This window comes from Campylobacter sp. CFSAN093249 (assembly GCF_011067895.1).
GTDB classification, from domain to species: Bacteria; Campylobacterota; Campylobacteria; order Campylobacterales; family Campylobacteraceae; genus Campylobacter_D; species Campylobacter_D jejuni.
The window spans coordinates 70,761-88,548 of record NZ_JAAMWM010000002.1 but is presented as its reverse complement, the minus strand read 5'-3'; the positions used below and the strand labels follow the sequence as shown (position 1 = coordinate 88,548).

At 30.5% G+C, this 17,788-nt stretch carries 19 protein-coding genes and 1 pseudogene; 6 read left to right on the top strand and 14 right to left on the bottom strand.

Annotated features, from left to right (window positions below; translation table 11 throughout):
* Positions 1 to 217 precede the first annotated feature (217 nt).
* Positions 218 to 420 (bottom strand): annotated as a pseudogene (locus FBF10_RS08685) (hypothetical protein).
* Positions 421 to 742: 322 nt separating this feature from the next.
* Here FBF10_RS08685 and FBF10_RS01310 point away from each other — a divergent pair.
* The 6 genes from FBF10_RS01310 (at position 743) to map (ending at position 5,363) form a co-directional block, all read left to right on the top strand.
* Positions 743 to 925, top strand: a complete 183-nt coding sequence (locus FBF10_RS01310) for a YjfB family protein (RefSeq protein WP_002860099.1) — start codon at positions 743 to 745, stop codon at positions 923 to 925.
* A gap of 142 nt (positions 926 to 1,067) precedes the next feature.
* Positions 1,068 to 2,216 carry a Na+/H+ antiporter NhaA gene (gene nhaA / locus FBF10_RS01305; protein ID WP_020247151.1) on the top strand — a complete coding sequence of 383 codons (1,149 nt, stop codon included), beginning with the start codon at positions 1,068 to 1,070 and terminating at the stop codon, positions 2,214 to 2,216.
* A complete protein-coding gene (nhaA, locus tag FBF10_RS01300) occupies positions 2,213 to 3,382 on the top strand; it encodes a Na+/H+ antiporter NhaA (protein ID WP_020247150.1) in 1,170 nt (389 codons plus the stop codon). Before nhaA (FBF10_RS01305) ends, nhaA (FBF10_RS01300) begins: the two co-directional genes overlap by 4 nt.
* An 8-nt stretch (positions 3,383 to 3,390) precedes the next feature.
* On the top strand, positions 3,391 to 3,849 hold the full coding sequence (locus tag FBF10_RS01295) for a C40 family peptidase (RefSeq protein WP_002860097.1): 459 nt from the start codon (positions 3,391 to 3,393) through the stop codon (positions 3,847 to 3,849).
* A gap of 1 nt (position 3,850) precedes the next feature.
* A complete protein-coding gene (gene murI / locus FBF10_RS01290) occupies positions 3,851 to 4,603 on the top strand; it encodes a glutamate racemase (protein WP_165433888.1) in 753 nt (250 codons plus the stop codon).
* 1 nt (position 4,604) lies between these two features.
* Positions 4,605 to 5,363, top strand: coding sequence for a type I methionyl aminopeptidase (gene map / locus FBF10_RS01285; protein ID WP_002858416.1), 759 nt, complete (start codon positions 4,605 to 4,607; stop codon positions 5,361 to 5,363).
* Positions 5,364 to 5,731: 368 nt separating this feature from the next.
* Here the strand turns inward: map and FBF10_RS01280 are convergent, their stop codons facing one another.
* The 13 genes from FBF10_RS01280 to dnaG all read right to left on the bottom strand — a co-directional run bounded on the left by FBF10_RS01280 (position 5,732) and on the right by dnaG (position 17,758).
* Positions 5,732 to 6,232: a flagellar FLiS export co-chaperone gene (locus tag FBF10_RS01280; RefSeq protein WP_002858979.1), complete on the bottom strand. Its 501-nt coding sequence runs from the start codon at positions 6,230 to 6,232 to the stop codon at positions 5,732 to 5,734.
* Positions 6,233 to 6,287: 55 nt separating this feature from the next.
* Positions 6,288 to 6,887 carry an ABC-type transport auxiliary lipoprotein family protein gene (locus FBF10_RS01275; protein ID WP_002871891.1) on the bottom strand — a complete coding sequence of 200 codons (600 nt, stop codon included), beginning with the start codon at positions 6,885 to 6,887 and terminating at the stop codon, positions 6,288 to 6,290.
* A complete protein-coding gene (locus FBF10_RS01270; RefSeq protein ID WP_002871890.1) occupies positions 6,887 to 7,777 on the bottom strand; it encodes an MlaD family protein in 891 nt (296 codons plus the stop codon). The genes FBF10_RS01275 and FBF10_RS01270 overlap by 1 nt, the downstream gene beginning before the upstream one ends.
* A gap of 2 nt (positions 7,778 to 7,779) precedes the next feature.
* The gene (locus FBF10_RS01265) at positions 7,780 to 8,502 is read right to left on the bottom strand and encodes an ATP-binding cassette domain-containing protein (RefSeq protein ID WP_002860093.1); all 723 of its coding nucleotides are present in this window, start codon (positions 8,500 to 8,502) and stop codon (positions 7,780 to 7,782) included.
* Complete coding sequence (locus tag FBF10_RS01260; protein ID WP_002889058.1) at positions 8,503 to 9,612, bottom strand: ABC transporter permease; 1,110 nt, start codon at positions 9,610 to 9,612, stop codon at positions 8,503 to 8,505.
* A gap of 1 nt (position 9,613) precedes the next feature.
* Positions 9,614 to 11,512 carry a transketolase gene (tkt, locus tag FBF10_RS01255; protein ID WP_002858974.1) on the bottom strand — a complete coding sequence of 633 codons (1,899 nt, stop codon included), beginning with the start codon at positions 11,510 to 11,512 and terminating at the stop codon, positions 9,614 to 9,616.
* A 9-nt stretch (positions 11,513 to 11,521) separates the two neighbouring features.
* Entirely contained in the window at positions 11,522 to 12,367 is an 846-nt protein-coding gene (locus FBF10_RS01250) for a polyprenyl synthetase family protein (protein WP_002851379.1), read from the bottom strand.
* On the bottom strand, positions 12,364 to 13,458 hold the full coding sequence (locus tag FBF10_RS01245) for a PDZ domain-containing protein (RefSeq protein WP_002870243.1): 1,095 nt from the start codon (positions 13,456 to 13,458) through the stop codon (positions 12,364 to 12,366). Before FBF10_RS01245 ends, FBF10_RS01250 begins: the two co-directional genes overlap by 4 nt.
* The gene (locus FBF10_RS01240; RefSeq protein ID WP_002870244.1) at positions 13,455 to 13,766 is read right to left on the bottom strand and encodes a YbaB/EbfC family nucleoid-associated protein; all 312 of its coding nucleotides are present in this window, start codon (positions 13,764 to 13,766) and stop codon (positions 13,455 to 13,457) included. The genes FBF10_RS01245 and FBF10_RS01240 overlap by 4 nt, the downstream gene beginning before the upstream one ends.
* A gap of 3 nt (positions 13,767 to 13,769) precedes the next feature.
* Positions 13,770 to 15,053: a UDP-N-acetylmuramoyl-L-alanyl-D-glutamate--2,6-diaminopimelate ligase gene (locus tag FBF10_RS01235; RefSeq protein WP_002889067.1), complete on the bottom strand. Its 1,284-nt coding sequence runs from the start codon at positions 15,051 to 15,053 to the stop codon at positions 13,770 to 13,772.
* Positions 15,037 to 15,600 (bottom strand): hypothetical protein, encoded by a 564-nt coding sequence (locus tag FBF10_RS01230; protein ID WP_002889069.1) that lies wholly within the window; start codon positions 15,598 to 15,600, stop codon positions 15,037 to 15,039. The genes FBF10_RS01235 and FBF10_RS01230 overlap by 17 nt, the downstream gene beginning before the upstream one ends.
* On the bottom strand, positions 15,587 to 15,859 hold the full coding sequence (locus FBF10_RS01225) for a NifU family protein (RefSeq protein WP_002872273.1): 273 nt from the start codon (positions 15,857 to 15,859) through the stop codon (positions 15,587 to 15,589). The genes FBF10_RS01230 and FBF10_RS01225 overlap by 14 nt, the downstream gene beginning before the upstream one ends.
* 81 nt (positions 15,860 to 15,940) lie before the next feature.
* Positions 15,941 to 17,758 (bottom strand): DNA primase, encoded by a 1,818-nt coding sequence (dnaG, locus tag FBF10_RS01220; protein WP_002889071.1) that lies wholly within the window; start codon positions 17,756 to 17,758, stop codon positions 15,941 to 15,943.
* Between the last annotated feature and the right edge of the window lie 30 nt (positions 17,759 to 17,788).

The following is a 17,788-nucleotide window of genomic DNA, read 5'->3' as shown; positions in this document are numbered from 1 at the left end:
AATGTATTTTAATAAATATTTAAATATATTTTATTTTTGTGATTTAATATGGGTTGTTTTTAAGTATCGCAAGGTCTTCTTCTAAGCTATGGACTTTGGGATATTGTTTTTGTGTTTTTTAATTTTTCCTTTTTTCGATGTTTTAAAAGCTTAATAAAAATCAAAAAATCATTTATTGCGTATTCTTTAAGGAGATATAGCTATAGTATATTTTAGACTAAGCAGATATATCCAAAAGTTTATCTTTTTTATTGGTATTTGTGTTTGTAGAATTGCTATTGTCTTTATTTGCTTCTTCTTTCTCAGCCTTAGCTTCTACTTTTTCTTTTTTTCTTGAAATTTTAAAGTTGAAGTTATGCTAATTCTTTTGCTTTCAAAATTTGTATCTACTATCCCCCTGCAAGGCGTGTTAAGTAACATTAGCAAGCTCCTGATTTCTCATTTAAAATTATAATTTTAGATTATATTAAAAATTGTATAAAATAAGATAAAACTTAAATTTATTGAAATAAATTTTTATCCATTTAATTCGCTTTTAAAAGCATCAATCATTTATATTTTGCTTATTGTTTCATAGTGTAAAAATTTTTAAAATAGGATTTTATCTTAAAAAATTTATGATTTTTAATTTCAGATATTGGTTCCTTTGAAAAATTTTAAAAAGTTTAGTAAAAAATATTAAGTTTTAAAAATATCATCCGATTTAAATAAAGTCTTAAGACTCAATCTAAAAGGAGGATGTATGGTTTCAGATGTTTCTATGGGTAATGTTAATTTAATGACTGCTGTTAATACTTCAGTTTTGAAAAAATCTATGGACACAAACGAGGCATTGATGAATGAACTCATCGAAGGTATGGAAGGTGTCTCTCAAGCCTCCGCTCTACAAGCGTCTAGCTCTAGTGGTTTGGATATTTACGCTTAAATATCTTAAGAACAAGCTTAAGAACTTTTTGGTATCTTGGGCTTGTTTTTTTAAATAATTATTTCTTTAGTATTTTTTCGTTATAATTTTATCATTTTATTTATCGTATTAAATTTTTACAAATATTTACTTAGGAGCAAGGATGCAAATGATAAAGAAGATGGTTTTAAGTGAAACTTTCCCTGGTATTTTGCTTATATTTTTTACATTTTTAGCTTTATTATGTAAAAATTCTTCTTTAAGTGTTATTTATACAGATTTTTTTCATGCTAATTTTACAGTAGGATTTGATCATTTTCAAATTTCAAAATCGTTGGATTTATGGATAAATGATGGTTTGATAGCTATATTTTTTCTATGTATAGGGCTTGAGTTAAAATATGAAATTTTATGTGGGCAACTTAAAAATATAAGAGCTGTATCTTTACCTATATTTGGAGCTTTAGGGGGTATGATTACTCCGGCTTTAATTTTTATTGCTATTAATTATTCTCATGATTTTGCTATGAAAGGTTGGGCAATACCTACAGCAACTGATATAGCTTTTGCAGTGGGTATTTTAATGCTTTTGGGAAATAAAATTCCTACAAGTTTAAAACTTTTTTTACTCTCTTTAGCTATTTTTGATGATTTGGGTGCTATTGTTATTATTGCTTTGTTTTATACAGATCAGCTTTCAGCTTTAGCAATTATTATTTGTTTGTTTTGTATATTTGCTCTGCTTTTGTTAAATTATTATCACATCACCCATCTTTCTTTGTACGTGTTGGTAGGTGTTGTGTTGTGGATAGCTATGCTTAAAAGTGGAGTGCATGCAACTTTGGCTGGTGTGATCATTTCTTTGTTTATACCTCTTGATACAAAAAATAAAAAACCTTATTTACATGAAGTTCTTAAGGATTTAAATCCTTGGGTAGTTTATTTTATTTTACCTTTATTTGCTTTTGCCAATGCTGGAATTGATATTAGAGATATGCATCTTGGTTCAGTATTTTCTCCTGTAAGTCTTGGGATTATTTTAGGACTATTTTTAGGAAAACAATTAGGTGTTTTCACTTTTTGTTTTATTGCTATCAAACTTAAACTTGCAAAATTACCTGAAAATATTAAATATGGAAAATTTTATGGTATATGTATTTTAACAGGCATCGGTTTTACGATGAGCTTGTTTATTGATGGTTTGGCTTATAAAAATAGTGATATTTTTGAATATGCGGATAAACTTGCTATTTTAGTAGCTAGTTTTTTAAGTGCCATTGTTGGTTTTATTTATCTTAAGATTGTTAAATGAATAATATAGTACATAAATTAAAAACTTTAGTTTTAAATGAGGCTTTTGGCGGCGTTTTACTTATAGTTTGTACTTTGCTTGCTTTGCTTGTGCAAAATGGATCTTTTAGCGAACATTATCGAGAATTTCTAAATTTAAAAGTCGGATTTAGCGTAGGTGAATTTGAGCTTAATAAGCCTTTTTTACTTTGGATAAATGATGGGCTTATATCTATATTTTTCTTTGCTATAGGGCTTGAGCTTAAGAAGGAATTTTTGCACGGGGATTTTAAAAATCCTAAAAATATTGTTTTACCTTTTATGGCTGCTTTAGGCGGTATACTTATACCTGCGATGTTGTTTGCTTTGGTAAATATAGGAGATGCTTATACTTTAAAAGGTTGGGCTATACCTACAGCCACAGATACAGCGTTTGCCTTAGCGATTTTAATGATGTGTGGCAAGCACATTCCATCAAGTTTAAAAATTTTCTTACTTTCTTTGGCTATTTTTGATGATGTGGGTGCTATTTTAATTATAGCTATTTTTTATACGACAAAATTATCAATAGTTGCTTTTGTCGTTGCAGGACTTGCTATTTTGGTAATGCTTATTTTAAATCTTTTGGGGATAACAAGAAAGTCTTTTTATTTTATTTGCTCAGTTATTCTTTGGATTAGTGTTTTAAAAAGTGGAGTACATGCAACTTTAGCTGGAATTGTAACAGCATTTTTTATACCGATGCAAACTAAAAATGGGGAAGCATTTTTAGAAGAAATTTATGAAAGCTTAAAATTTTGGATTGCTTTTATTATTTTACCTTTATTTGCTTTTGCTAACGCTGGAGTAAATTTATCCAATATCGATATAGGAGCAATTTTTTCAGGTGTAAGTGTAGGTATTTTCTTAGGGCTTTTTGTAGGTAAACAAGTGGGTGTATTTTTATTTTCTTATTTGGCAATCCGCTTTAAATTTGCAGCTTTGCCCCAAGGTTCAAATTTGAAACAACTTTATGGGGTTTGCATACTTACAGGAATTGGTTTTACAATGAGTTTGTTTATTGATGGATTGGCGTATGAAGTTAGTGATATTTTTAATTATGCAGATAACTTAGCTATTCTTATAGCCTCATTTTGTTCTGGGATTTGGGGTTTTATTTATCTTAAATTCTTTACTACTCGATCTTAAGGGGATTGATGAGGCATATTTTTTTTATTATTACGATTATATTTTTTATAAGTGGATGTAGTTTTTATCAGAATCTAAACTATCATCCTAGTTACAACACAAATAAAGAAGCAAGGCTCAAGGTTATTGCAAATGAATGGAAAAAAACCCCTTATGTTTTAGGTGGAACTAGTAAAAAAGGTGCTGATTGTTCAGGATTTACACAGAGCGCATTAGCTCAGCTTAATATACGCATACCTCGCACTACAAAAACTCAATTAGGTTCTGGAAGAAAAGTTTCTAAATCAAAATTGCAAACAGGAGATTTGGTATTTTTTAAGACAGGTAGAGGGCCAAATGGTATGCATGTTGGTATTTATATGAGCAAGGGAAAATTTATACATTTATCTACTAAAGGTGGAGTAAAAGAAGTCGAGCTAAATAGTTCTTATTGGAAGGCTCGTTATATAGGAGCAAGAAGGTATTAAAGTGAAAATAGGTGTATTTGATAGCGGAGTAGGAGGGCTTAGTGTTTTAAAATCTCTCTATGAAGCTAGGCTTTTTGATGAAATTATCTATTATGGAGATACCGCAAGAGTTCCTTATGGAGTGAAAGATAAAGATACTATTATAAAGTTCTGTCTTGAAGCATTGGATTTTTTTGAACAATTTCAAATTGATATGCTTATCATTGCATGTAATACCGCTAGTGCTTATGCTTTAGATGCTTTAAGAGCAAAAGCACATTTTCCAGTATATGGCGTAATTGATGCAGGGGTTGAAGCAACGATAAAAGCTTTGCATGATAAAAATAAAGAAATTTTAGTCATTGCGACAAAAGCAACCATTAAATCAGAAGAATATCAAAAGCGTTTGTTATCTCAAGGATATACAAATATAAATGCTTTAGCTACAGGGCTTTTTGTGCCTATGGTTGAAGAAGGTATTTTTGAAGGAGATTTTTTGCAAAGTGCTATGGAATATTATTTTAAAAATATCACAACTCCAGATGCTTTGATACTCGCTTGCACTCATTTCCCTTTACTAGGATGTTCTTTAAGTAAGTATTTTGGTGATAAAACAAAATTAATTCATTCAGGAGATGCTATAGTTGAATTTCTTAAAGAAAGAGAAAATATAGATTTGAAAAATCATAAAGCAAAATTACATTTTTATGCTTCAAGCGATGTTGAATCTTTAAAAAATACTGCTAAAATTTGGCTAAATTTATTAAGGAAATAAAATGATAGAATTGAAAAAACCAGATGAAATAGAAAAATTAAGAATAGCAAATCAAATTGTAGCAAAAACTTTAAATTTTTTAGAGAATGAAATTAAAATAGGAATGAGCTTAAAACAAATCGATAAAATGGCAGAAGATTATATTTTAAGCCTTGGCGCCAAGCCATCATTTAAGGGACTTTATGGTTTTCCAGGTGCCATTTGCACATCTTTAAATCAAGTTTGTATCCATGGAATTCCAGATGATAAAATTATCAAAGAGGGTGATATTTTAGGTCTTGATGTGGGAAGTTTGATTGATGGGTATTATGGGGATGCAGCAAGAACTATTGCTATAGGAGAAGTTTCACCCGCTGATAAAGCTTTAATCTCTTGTGCTAAAGACGCGTTATATCATGCTATAGATATTATTCGTGATGGAATGCGTTTTAAGGAACTTTCAGCTGCTTTAGGCGAATTTATCCATGTAAGAGGTTTTGTCCCGCTTCGTGGATATTGCGGGCATGGTATAGGACGAAAGCCCCATGGAGAGCCTGAAATTTTAAACTATTTAGAAAAAGGTGCGAGTGCAAAAAGTGGCCCTAAAATTAAAAATGGAATGGTGTTTTGCATAGAGCCTATGATATGCCAAAAAGATGGAACACCAAAGCATTATAATGGAAAATGGGATGCTGGAAGTATTGATGGGCTGAATGCGGCTCATTATGAACATTGTGTTGCCGTGATTAATGGGCGTGCTGAAATTCTTTCTATGATATGATATTAAATTATAAAAATAATATTTTTTTCTTAAAATCCTAAAAATTTAAAATTTTTTAATAATATTGTAGTAATATTCTTTAATAAGTTAAGTTACTAAATGATATTTTATAGCAGATTAAGTGTTTTTAGAATAAAATGTCACATCGTATTAAACTAAAACATAAATATGGTTTAGATAATTTAATAAAAATTGTTAAATTATCTAAATATTTATTTTAGTTTAAAGAGATCTTTTAAGATCTCGTTTGGGTTAGGCTATTTCCCTCCCCCTTTTTATTCGTAGCCTAACTCTCTTTTAGAGTTTGGAAAATCTCTTTAAGCTAAAATATATTATATTTGCTTAAAGAGAACAAACGATTACTATTCTTATTTAAATAAATTTTTAAAATCCATTGTAGAGTTATAAATTCCAGCATTATCCATAGTTTCGCCCATGGTAATTGCGGTTGCTAATTCTGATAGAATGATTTTTATTTCATCTCTTTTATCTTGTATATAGGCCAATACACCTCCGTAATTACTTGTTTGAAGAATTAAAAGTGGATTAGCAATTTCAAATTCAAAAAGTTTTTTACCAACATAAACATTGAAAATATTTCCAAAAAGAGCTGTTCCCATGAAAGAGCAGTTTTGTATAAGTTGTGACGCTGTGGCATCAAGAGTTCTTTTTTGCATATCATCTGAATTTTCATCTATTCTTTCTAGAATGCTTTTTTCTATTTTTTTTAAAGACATATCAAGCACTTGAAGTGCTCCTATAAAATCATTTGCATCATTGATTTGAGAGCAAATTTGATTTGCTTTAAATTCATTCACGCCCTGAATTTCACCTAAGTGTTTTTTAAATATATCTAAATCACTTTTCATTGTTTACCTTTCAAAAATATTGCTAAATATTTAAAAAGCAAAAAGTGTTCCTAAATTAGGATAAGTTAGAATTTACCCAAAAAACAATCTCATTGCCAATTTTATTCAAGGCTTTTTGAAAAGCATTATAAGTAGAGCGGATATCTTTTTTTTCTATTTTTTCTTTGGTATTGAAAATTTTATGAGCTATTATTTGATTGTTTTCAAGATTTATGAAATTTACGCTTATAGAAATTTGAGCGTAGTTTTCATTGTTATTAAGAATTTGCTCAAAAGAGTTAATCCTGCTTTCAAGAGCATAATCCGCACTTAAAGAGCTTGTTGAAGAAAGTAAGGTTGTAAAAATATTGCTTTGTTCAAATTTTGATAAAATTAAAAAAGAATAAAGATTGCTTGGCAAATCTCCCCAGAAATAATGTGCGTATTTGTTGCTAAAACCATTATCTATATAAACAATAGCTCGCGAGTTTAAATACAAAGGTGCATTTGTATTGCGAATTTTAAGAATTTTACCGGTTTTTTTAAAAAAAATATTTGAGTCTATTCCTTCGTCTTTTAATATGATATTTTCATTTTTATTGATGGTTTCGTGTCTTAAAGAGCATCCGCATAACATAAAAATAAAAGTCAAAATACAGAATAATTGCTTTAGCATTATTTTTCTCCTGGTCCTAGTTTAGGTTTGGTTTCTTTAAAAATCAAATCAGCAGGGCTGTTTTGTAAATTTTCTATTAGAATATTGCTTTCAATTAAAACTCGTTTAAAAAGCTCTAAATTTTGAATCAAAGATGCTTTAATATCATCATAAGTGTTTAATTTTTCATCAGCTTTTTTTATGAAATTTTTTAAAATCATTGTGCTTTCTTTTATGTCTTTAAGACTGGAGTTGAAATTTTGTGCACTAAGGCTTATATTATCAGCCATTTTTCCTATTTTTAAACTTGCGTTTGAAAGATTAAGGCTTAAATTTTTAGAATTAGCGTTTAAATTTGCACTTAGTTCTGCTAGATTTTGCAAAAGGATTTCTAGATTTTTAAGATTTTTTTCGCTTAAAAGTTCTTTTGATTTATCATCGGCCGTTTTAACCAAAGAAAAAATATGTTCACTTTGTCTGTCTATGGTCGCTAAAAAACTTTCTTTAAAAGGAATGACTGGAAGTTTTCCCTGTATAGATACTAGATCTTTGCTATTTTTACTTCCGCCTTGAAGTTGGACAAATTTAAGTCCTGTAATACCTTGAAGTTGCAAAGTAGCAAAAGTATCTTCTTTTATAGGGGTGTTATTTTTAACCTTAATGCGTATGTTAACGCCGAGTTCATCTTGATTATAAATGCCAATTTCTTCTACACTACCTACTTCCACGCCCAAAAGCCTTACGGGTGCTTTTACGCCAAGTCCTGCAACGGATTCTTGTGTGTGAATTTCATAATACTTAAAACTTTCTTCTTTAGAGTATCCACCAAGCCAAAGTATGAAACCAAGGCTTGCAAAAAATACTCCAAAAACAAAAAGTCCTACAAAAAAATAATTTGCTCTATTTTCCACTTTTACTCCATAAATCTTTTAAAAAGTCGTTCATTTTGCAAGCGTAATTCTTCATAAGTGCCGCAAAATCCAACTTTTTTATTTTCTAAAATGATAAAACGATCGAGTAAATTTTTCATACTTTCTTTATCATGTGTAACCAAAATGATATTTAGATCAAAACTTTTTTTTAACTCTAAAACCAAATCGTCAAATTCACGACTACTATGAGGGTCAAGTCCTGAAGTAGGTTCATCTAAAAAAAGCAATTTACTATCAAGTGCTAAAGCTCTAGCAATTGCCACTCTTTTTTGCATACCGCCACTAAGTTCGCTTGGAAATTGTTTTAAAACACTTTCGTTTAAGCCTACCATTTTTAGCTTCATTAAAACCAGTTCTTGTATGCTATTTTCATCTAAATGAGTGTATTCTTTTAAAGGAATGGCGATATTTTCATAAACATTAAAAAAGCTAAAAAGTGCAGCAAACTGAAAAACCACACCCCATTTTTTACGCAAAGCAAGTGCATCTTTTTCGTTGATGTTTTTAAGTTTATAGCCTAAAATTTCATATTCTCCACCATCAAAATGTTCAAGCATAAGCATTTGTTTTAAAAGGACGGATTTTCCACTTCCACTACCTCCTAAAATACCAAAAATTTCGTTTTTTTTGATTTCAAAACTTACGCCATCATGGACAATTTTTTCTCCAAATTTTGTAATGATATTTTGCGCTTTAATAACCATTTAAATTCCTGCAGAAGTTAAAACAACAGAGAATAAAGCATCAAAAGCTATCACCCAAAAAATAGCATTTACAACGCTTTTTGTTGTATAAATTCCTATGCTTTGTGTAGTGTTTTTTACCTCAAAACCACGAAAACAAGCAATAAGTCCTATCAAAAATCCAAAAATAGGTGCTTTTGCAAGTCCTATAAAGATATGTTTTATATCTACAGCTTCTCTAAAGCGTCTTAAAAATTCGGCAAAAGAAATATCAAGATTTAATTTTGCAACCATCATTCCACCTATAATACTGATCGCATCACTAATGGCAACGATTAAAGGCATAGCCACTATCAAAGCCATGACACGTGGAATAATAATAAATTCAAAAGAACGAAAACCCATAGTATTCATAGCTGCAATTTCATCAGTAATTTTCATCACTCCAATTTGTGCGGTATAAGAACTTGCACTTCTTCCTGCGATCACTATGGCAGCGATTAAAGGTGCAAGTTCTCTAGTGGCTGAAATTCCCATCAAATCCACTATGAAAATATTGGCTCCAAATTGTGCGAGTTGATAAGCAGCCTGATAGGCTAAAACCACTCCTACTAAAAGAGCAGTTAAAATAACTATAGGTAAGGCTTTAAAAGCAGAATTTTCTATATGATATAAAAAAGCAATAAAGCGAAAATTTTTAGGATTTTTAAGGCATAAAAAAAGACTTGTGAAAAAAGCTCCTGTGAAATTGATGAATTTTCTTAAAATTTTTAAAAGTTCTAAACTTAATTTTCCAAGATCGATAAAGTATTCACTGAAATTTTTATGTGATTTTTTTGTTTTGCTTAGTCTTTGGTAGTTTTTTTCACAAAGTTCAAAAAGGGTTTGAAAGCGTGAATTTAAGCCTTCTTTGGCGATTTTAATATTTTTATCTTTAAGATCATTTTCCAAAGCAAGGAAAAATCTCACTCCAGCGGTATCGATTGCTTTTAGATCTTTAAAATCAAAAATCACTTCCTTGCTTTGGATCAAAGCTAAAAAATCTTTTATTTTTAACTTATAAATGCTTGTTTTATCCCAAATTCCAAAGATAAAAAGAGTGTTATTTTGAAATTTGAAATTTGTATTCATTTTATTTGCTAAGGATAAAATTTACAAGCTTTGAAACGCTAAATCCAAAGTGTTCAAACACATCTTTGTCTTTGCCACTTTCTCCAAAACTTTCTATGCCATACACTTTATGGCAAAATTTATAAAGTTCATTAGAATGTGCTGCTTCAACACCTATAACTTCACCTTTTAACAATCTTTCTTGATAAGCTTTATCTTGTTTTTCAAAAAGTTCAAAACAAGGCATGGAAACAACATTACAAGCAAAACCTTGTTTTTCAAGTTCGTTTGCACTTTCTAAACAAAGCCAAACTTCACTTCCACTTGCTAAAAGTGTAAATTTAGCCTCTTTGCTTTCTTTGAGTAAATACGCTCCATTTTTTACATCTCCAAAAACAGGTTCATTTAGAGCTTTGAGTTTTTGGCGTGAAAGCAGAAAAGCACTCGGAATATCAGCATTTAGGGCTATTTGCCAAGCTTTGACATTTTCCACCCCATCAGCAGGTCTAAAGGTTAAAAAATTTGGCATAGCTCTAAAAGTGCTAAGTTGTTCTATAGGTTGGTGTGTTGGTCCATCTTCGCCCACGCCTATGCTATCGTGTGTGAAAATGAAAAAATGTTTGATTTTCATTAGAGCTGCTATTCTTGCGGCAGGTTTTAAGTACTCGCTAAAGATGAAAAAAGTTGCCGAAAATGGTAAGAAAATTCCATATCTTGCAAAAGCATTGTTAATCGCTGCCATAGCGTGTTCTCTGATACCAAAATGGATATTTTTACCTTCTACAAAGTCTCCCATACTGTGAAGTTCTGTTTTATTCGAAGGGCCTAAATCTGCACTTCCACCTAAAAATCCTTCTAAATTTTTAGCTAAAACATTTAAAATTTCACCATTACTATCTCTTGTAGCAAGATCTTTTCCTTTAAAATCAGGATAAGCTATCTTGTTAAAATCAGGATTTAATAGCCTTTCTAAAAGTTCTTTTTTAGCACTTTTTTCAAGCTTATCTTTCCATTTTGCTTCTTCTAAATCCCCAAGTTCTACAGCACTTTCAAAGCGGATTTTGCTTGCTTGTGGGATATGAAAACTGATATTTGGATCAAAACCTGCTTGTTCTTTGGCTTTTTTAATCACTTCTTCACCCAAAGGTGCGCCATGGCTTTTATGACTGCCTTCAAGCTCTCCTGCACCCTTTGCTATAGTTGTTTTTGCGATGATAAGACAAGGTTTTGTGGATTTTTTAGCTTGTTCTAAGGCTTTATTGATTTCTTCATAATCGTGTCCATTTATACTTAAAACTTCAAATCCTTGTGCTTCAAAACGCATTTTTACATTTTCGTTAAAGGCTAAACCTACATCGCCTTCTATGGAGATATTGTTGCTATCATAAATAAGTATGAAGTTATCAAGTTTGTGAAGTCCTGCTAAAGAACAAGCTTCATAAGAAATGCCTTCTTGTAAATCCCCATCTCCGCAAAGACAATAAATTTTATGATCGATTAAATCACTGCCTAGCAAATTTTGTGCTTTTTTTGCTGCCATAGCAAAGCCTACAGCATTGGCAACGCCTTGTCCTAAAGGGCCTGTAGCGATTTCTACTCCAAGAGTTGAAATTTCAGGGTGTCCAGGGGTTTTAGAATGAAGTTGGCGGAAATTTTTAAGATCTTCTAAGCTTAAGTCATAGCCGCTTAAATGTAAAAAACTATAAAGCAAAGCACTTGCATGTCCGCCTGAAAATACAAGTCTATCGCGGTTTAGCCAAGTGGGATTTTTAGGATTGTGTTTTAAATGATAACTTAAAACACTTAAAATATCTGCTAAACCCAAAGGTGCACCTGGGTGTCCTGAGTTTGCTTTTTGCACCATATCGGCACTTAAAAATCTTAGAGTATTTGCCTGTTCTTGTAAAATTTGAATGTCCATTTTTTGCCTTTATAAGTATTGAATTATTAAATTTTGTATCATTTGTGCGAGTTTTTCATTAAGTTTTTCTAAGTCTTGTTCGCATTCACTAAGAAGATTTTCTTTTGTTTTTATGGCTTGTTCAAGTCCAAGTAAATTGACAAAAGAATTTTTATGAATATCGTTGTTAGTAGGCTTTCCGCTTTGTTCTTGACTTGTGGTTACATCGATAATATCATCATTGATTTGAAAAATCAGTCCTAGTTTTAAACCAAGTTTGTAAATTTGATTGCTTTCTTCGTTGTTAAGTTCGCAAATTTCACAACCCATTTTTAAAGCTGCAGCGATTAATCTTGCGGTTTTATGTGTGTGTAAAAACTCAAGTTCATTTAAACTCAGTCTTTTGTCTTCAAAAAAACAATCAATAGCTTGTCCTATGACCATTCCATTAAGTCCTGCATTAAAGGCAAGGGTTTTGATGAGTTTGATTTTGATTTCATCTTTTAAATGAGCATGACTTAGAACTAAAAAAGCTTCAGTATTTAAAGCATCACCCACTAAGATGGCTGTAGTTTCATCGTAGCTTTTGTGTAAGGTTGGAATTCCTCGTCTAAAGTCTGCATTATCCATAGCGGGTAAATCATCGTGTATGAGTGAATAAGTATGGATAAACTCCAAAGCTAAAGCCACATCTAAAGCTTGATTTAAAAGTTCAGGTTTATTGCTTTGTACTACGCTTAAAAGCAATTGTGCGCGAAAATGCTTTCCCCCCGCTTTTAACATAAGTGCTAAAGCTTCATTAAAAAAAGGATGAAAGCTTTCAACTTTAGGTAGATTTTTTTCTAAGTGATGGATAAAAAGTTCTTTTAAATTCACTTAGTAAGCCTTATGAAAAATTGAAATTTACCATCGCCACCTGAGTTGGCATTTCCGCCTAGTTCATTGTTGAAATTTGATAAAGGTAATTTAGTACTTTTGCGTTCAATTAAGATGCTAAAGTCATTACCAGCACTTAAAATATTTTGTAATTCTTTAAAATTATTTAAAATAATATTATTAACGCGTAAAATTTTATCTCCTACCATAAATCCTGCATTTGATGCTTTTGATTTTGGATCTATTTTGGTTACAACAAGACTAGTATTAACCGTTAAACCAAGATTGCTTGTGAAATTTGTAATTTTTGGTTTTGGTTTAGAATCAGGAAGGTTAAATTTGCTCAAATCTTTTGCAAAAACTTCAGTAGAAATATTTAAATCCATATTATCACGCAACACTTGAAAATAAAGAGTGCTTCCGCGATCTGCAAAAAGAATTTTTTCATTGAGTTTTCTTAAATCATTGGCGGGCAAGCCATCAACACTTATAACTTGATCGTTGATTAAAAATTGTGGATTTTTTCTTACATTGTTAACATAAATTTTATTTTCTCGAACAACAAAATCAACGCCAATATCCCCCCAATAAACATCGTTATATTTCATAAAATGTTTTAAATAGCGATTGCCTATAAAAGAGCTATTATTTAAAGCAATCCCCATCATTTCACAGCATGGAGTCCCTAAAAGTCCTATTTTAGAATTAAAATCAAGTTGATCTTTTTCATCAATATTTTGAGCTAAATACTTAATATGCCCTATATAAGGTTTATTAGGATCCCAAATTCCAACCCAATCATTACGAGTAAGTTTTTCTTCATCACCCATAGGAGTAGGGATTAGGCTAAAGTCAGTTCTTACAAGATATAAATTTAAAAATGGATCGTATTTTACATATTTGTTAAGCTTAGCATTAGGCTGTTTTAACACAGCAAGTAAATTTTCACTGAGTGCAAAAGCTGGCATTCCTTCATAGTTGAGCATGCTTGCCTTATTTCTTTCATAACCTGCTAAAAAATCTTCAAATTTAGGTCTTTCTATACCAAAAGACAAAGTAAAAAGCATGCAAATAATTAAAATTTTTTTCATAATTTCATACCTCCAAAACCGCCTAAAACATCATTCGCCATACTTGAACGATTTTGTGCAACCATAGCCAAAACATCATTAATTGCAGAAATAAGTAAAATTTGCAAGGATTCTTTATCTTCAAGTAAAGAATCATCAATGCTAACATCGATAATTTCACCCTTTCCATTGGCACTTATTTTAACAAGTCCTGCTCCACTTTTGGCACTAAATTCACGATTTGCAAGTTCTAGTTCTATATTTTTTGCTTTTTCTTGAACTTGATTTAAAAGTTCTCCCATTTTAGAAAAATCCATATTTTCAAACATTGATTATCCTTGATTTTTTAAAATTTCATTAACAACTACTTTATCACTAAAAGGATATTTTATCCCTTTAATTTCTTGAGTAGTTTCATCACCTTTGCCTAAAATAACGACTAAATCGTCATTTTCTTTTAGTTCTAAAGCTCTTTTTATAGCTTCTTTTCTATCTTCTATCATTAAAACTTTTTCTTTTTTAGTAAAGCCTGATAAAATTTCTTCCATGATGGTTTTTGGTTCTTCGCTGCGTGGATTGTCACTTGTAATGATAGCAATTTTTGCAAAATGTTCGACGATTTTTCCCATTAAAGGGCGTTTGGTTTTATCTCTATCTCCACCTGCTCCAAAAACAACGATGAGTTTTTTATTTTTAAGAGTGTCAAGCACTTTTTCAATGCCATCGGGCGTATGAGCAAAATCTACAATCACACCTTTTGCTACTTGTTCTACCCTGCCACAAACCCCGCCAAATCCACTGATAGCTTTTTCCAAGTCTTTTAAATCAGGCTTTACGAGTTCATTCACACAAGCACTAGCAACTAGAAGATTGTAAAGATTAAAAAGTCCTAGCAAGGGCGAGTCTATGTGAAAAGTTTGATTTTTATTTGTTACAATAGCACTAATGCCTTCTTCTAAAGAATAAGCTTTGATTTGATATAAAGCAGGATTTTCTATGCCATAAGTAAAAGCATTACGCACATTAAATTTAATAGCCAAAGCATCTTTGTTGATAAATTTTAAACTCTCATCGGTAAAAAAAAGTTCTTTTGCTTCTTTATAATTTTCAAAAGTACCGTGAAAATCTAAATGATCTTGAGTGATATTGGTAAAAATTTTAGCAGCAAAATTTAAGCCTTCGATGCGGTTTTGAACGAGCGCGTGTGAGCTTACTTCCATGATGAAAAAATCACATTTTTTTTGAGTGGCTATTTGTAGGTATTCTAAGGTTTTAAGAATAGGGGAGGTGGTTAAGGATTTTTCATCGATTTGTTCATCGTTGATAAAAGCTCCTCTTGTCCCACAAAGCCCGCATTTATAACCTAAATCCAATAAGATAGAATAAATCGCTGCTGCGGTTGTGGTTTTGCCATTGGTTCCTGTGATTCCTATGATTTGAATCTTTTCATCGATTTTTAAAAGTTTTTTACACTCATTTACATCAATGATTTTTGCACCTTTTTCTAAGGCTTGAGCGTGAAATTTAGCATTTTGTGTGGTTTGCAAAAAAAAGCATTCTTTTTCACACTCTAAGGTGTTATCTGTAATGAATGAATTTTCAAGTTTTAATTTCACTTTTAAATCCCATGAGTTTTTCTTGGAGTTTGATAAATCTATTATTTGCCCAAAAATGAGGCATAACATTTTCTATGTAATTTAAAGTCATATCTTTATAGCCATTATCAAGTAATTTTTCCAAAAAATCTAAAAAATCATCACGATTATCAATAACTAATTTAGTGCTGTTAATGATATTTTCAAAACTTTTTTGAAAGCCAAGTTCTTCTTCGCTTTTTAAAAAATCTTGATAATTTAACGCATGCCCATCTTCAAATTCGTTTTCAAATTCGTTTTCCTGTTTGTTTTCTTGTTTTTTAAATTCAATTGTACTTAAAATTTCTTCTAAGTCTTTATCAATGCTAGAGATTTTGTAATGTTCTATATAAAAATCAAAAAGTAAAGAAGCTTCTTTAGGAGATTTTAAAGCAAGATCACAAAGGCAGATAAAATTTAGCAAGCGTTTATTTTTGCGTTTTTCATAAGCCATAGAAAAATACATTTTTGCAGTTTTAAAATCTTTTTTGTAAAAATGTTCAATTCCAAGTTTTTTATAATTTTGCAAATTCGTCTGCTCCGCCGTTTAAATTGATTATAGTGATTTCCGGATGAATATCAATCTTAAGTTGCCTTTCAAGACCGTATTTTAGCGTTGTTCCACTCGATGCACAGCCTTTACAAGCTCCTATTAAATGGACATAAACGATCCCATTTTTAATTCCTAAAAATTCAAGCCCTCCGCCATCATGTTCAAGCATAGGTAAGCTCTTTTCTAAACTTGCTTTAACAGGATTTATAAGCTCTTCATCACTAAAAGGCATCATAATTTATCCTTAAAAATTTTTATATACTTTAGCGTGATTGTGTTTAAAAAAAGGTAAATTAAGGCTTGAAATTTAAATAAATTAAAAAGGTTCGTCATTATTTTGTATGCTAAATCCTAAATCATAAGCTGTAAAGTTTTTGTTACCAAAAATTCCATTTAAGTTTCTAAATGATTGTTGCAGAATTTCTTCGTTTTTTTCATATTTTAAGAAGCTTAAATATTCTTTTAAAAAATTATTTAATTCTTCGGTATTTAAATTTTTAATTAAAAGATTTAAATTTTTATCAATAAGCGTAAAAAGTTGTTTTTTTAATGCGAGTGTAGAATTTTTAATTTTTACATTGTTTAAAAAAGCTAAATTAACCTTGCAAATACCTAACAAGAATTCGCTATAGTTTAAATTTTTTCGAATATTTTTACTTTCAAATTCTCTAATATCACTATCTTCATAACCTTTTTTTTCTAAAATTTTATCCAATAAAATCTTATGTTTAAAACAAACACTATCACTAATTTGCTTAAAATCGTTACATATATCTGGATGCTGTTTTAAAAAGGCTATAAGTTCTAATTCTGCAATGTGAATTTTTTCTTTAGGAAAATTGTATTTATTTTGAGAAATTAAAGGGGTTTGTATGGTTTTTTTTGAATTTTGTGATAAGACAATAAATTTTTCATCCACTTTTAATAAATTTGAAACTAGACTAGTGTAAGAATTTGCCACTAAAGGTTCAAGATTAAAGGTGAATTTTTGTATAGTTTCTAAAGCTTTTTGTTTATCAAGAGCAGAAATTATGGAATGAGTGGATATTAAGCGTCTGATATAAAATTCACCAAGCTCTATTCCTTCATCGAGTATATTATGGAGTTTTGTGCTTTCATTTTTTGCTACGAGCTCAGCAGGATCTTTTCCGCCTTGCAAAATTGCCACTTTACCGTCTATTTTGTTTGTGCTTAATAAAAATGCAGATCGTGTCGCAGCTTTTAATCCTGCTTCATCATTGTCAAAACATAAAATCACTTTTGCATCATAACGGCGGATTAAGGGTAGATGATGTTCGGTTAATGCTGTTCCAAGAACTGCTACAGCATTGTTAAACCCTGCTTTGTGAAAAGCTATTGCATCCATGTAGCCTTCACATACTATTATTTCTTTTTTTTTGGCTATATTTTCTTTAGCGATGTTAAAAGCATAAAAAATTCTACTTTTATCAAAAAGTATATTTTGGGGTGAATTTACATACTTTGCCGGTACATTGGGATTTAAAGTGCGCCCTCCAAACCCTACCAATAAGTCTTTATGATCGTAGATTGGAAAGGTGATACGCCATATAAAACTTGCGTAAAATTCATTATTTTCATCTTTTTTTAAAGCTCCAACACTCATAGCATCTTCTAAAGGAATTTTTTGATTTTGCAATAATCTTATACTATCTTCACTTGCTCCTGCAAAACCTAATTCGAATTTGGCTATATCTTTGTCATTTAAAGCTCTCTGGTAAAGATAGGTTAAAACTTCTTTGTGGTGTTTGAGATTATCTTTAAAATACGCATTTAAGCTTGGTAGTATAGACTTTAGCTCTTTTTTATTTTCTTGTTTTTCTTTTGTATAACTCAAAGTAAAATTACTAAGGCTTGCAACTTTTTCAACTGCATCGGCAAAACTTAATTTTTCATAATCCATTACAAATTTAAAAGCATCTCCACCAGCTTTGCAAGCAAAACAATGATAAAAACCTTTGGTAGGATTGATATGCATAGACGGGTTTTTATCTGCATGAAAAGGACAGATACATACAAAACTAGAGCCTTGTTTTTTTACTTCAATATAATTTTCTATAATATCAACAATATTAAGTCTTTGGGATAAATTTTCTATACTTTCTTTAGTTATCATTTTACAAACCTTGTTAAAATTATACAAAGA

Excerpts from the sequence above, each read along its gene's own strand:
- nhaA (WP_020247151.1), top strand. The coding sequence starts at position 1,068 with ATGCAAATGATAAAGAAGATGGTTTTAAGTGAAACTTTCCCTGGTATT.
- nhaA (WP_020247150.1), top strand. The coding sequence starts at position 2,213 with ATGAATAATATAGTACATAAATTAAAAACTTTAGTTTTAAATGAGGCT.
- tkt (WP_002858974.1), bottom strand. The coding sequence starts at position 11,512 with ATGGACATTCAAATTTTACAAGAACAGGCAAATACTCTAAGATTTTTA.
- FBF10_RS01280 (WP_002858979.1), bottom strand. The coding sequence starts at position 6,232 with ATGAAAAGTGATTTAGATATATTTAAAAAACACTTAGGTGAAATTCAG.
- FBF10_RS01275 (WP_002871891.1), bottom strand. The coding sequence starts at position 6,887 with ATGCTAAAGCAATTATTCTGTATTTTGACTTTTATTTTTATGTTATGC.
- map (WP_002858416.1), top strand. The coding sequence starts at position 4,605 with ATGATAGAATTGAAAAAACCAGATGAAATAGAAAAATTAAGAATAGCA.
- FBF10_RS01260 (WP_002889058.1), bottom strand. The coding sequence starts at position 9,612 with ATGAATACAAATTTCAAATTTCAAAATAACACTCTTTTTATCTTTGGA.
- dnaG (WP_002889071.1), bottom strand. The coding sequence starts at position 17,758 with ATGATAACTAAAGAAAGTATAGAAAATTTATCCCAAAGACTTAATATT.
- FBF10_RS01265 (WP_002860093.1), bottom strand. The coding sequence starts at position 8,502 with ATGGTTATTAAAGCGCAAAATATCATTACAAAATTTGGAGAAAAAATT.
- FBF10_RS01295 (WP_002860097.1), top strand. The coding sequence starts at position 3,391 with ATGAGGCATATTTTTTTTATTATTACGATTATATTTTTTATAAGTGGA.
- FBF10_RS01225 (WP_002872273.1), bottom strand. The coding sequence starts at position 15,859 with ATGATGCCTTTTAGTGATGAAGAGCTTATAAATCCTGTTAAAGCAAGT.
- FBF10_RS01240 (WP_002870244.1), bottom strand. The coding sequence starts at position 13,766 with ATGTTTGAAAATATGGATTTTTCTAAAATGGGAGAACTTTTAAATCAA.
- FBF10_RS01245 (WP_002870243.1), bottom strand. The coding sequence starts at position 13,458 with ATGAAAAAAATTTTAATTATTTGCATGCTTTTTACTTTGTCTTTTGGT.
- FBF10_RS01310 (WP_002860099.1), top strand. The coding sequence starts at position 743 with ATGGTTTCAGATGTTTCTATGGGTAATGTTAATTTAATGACTGCTGTT.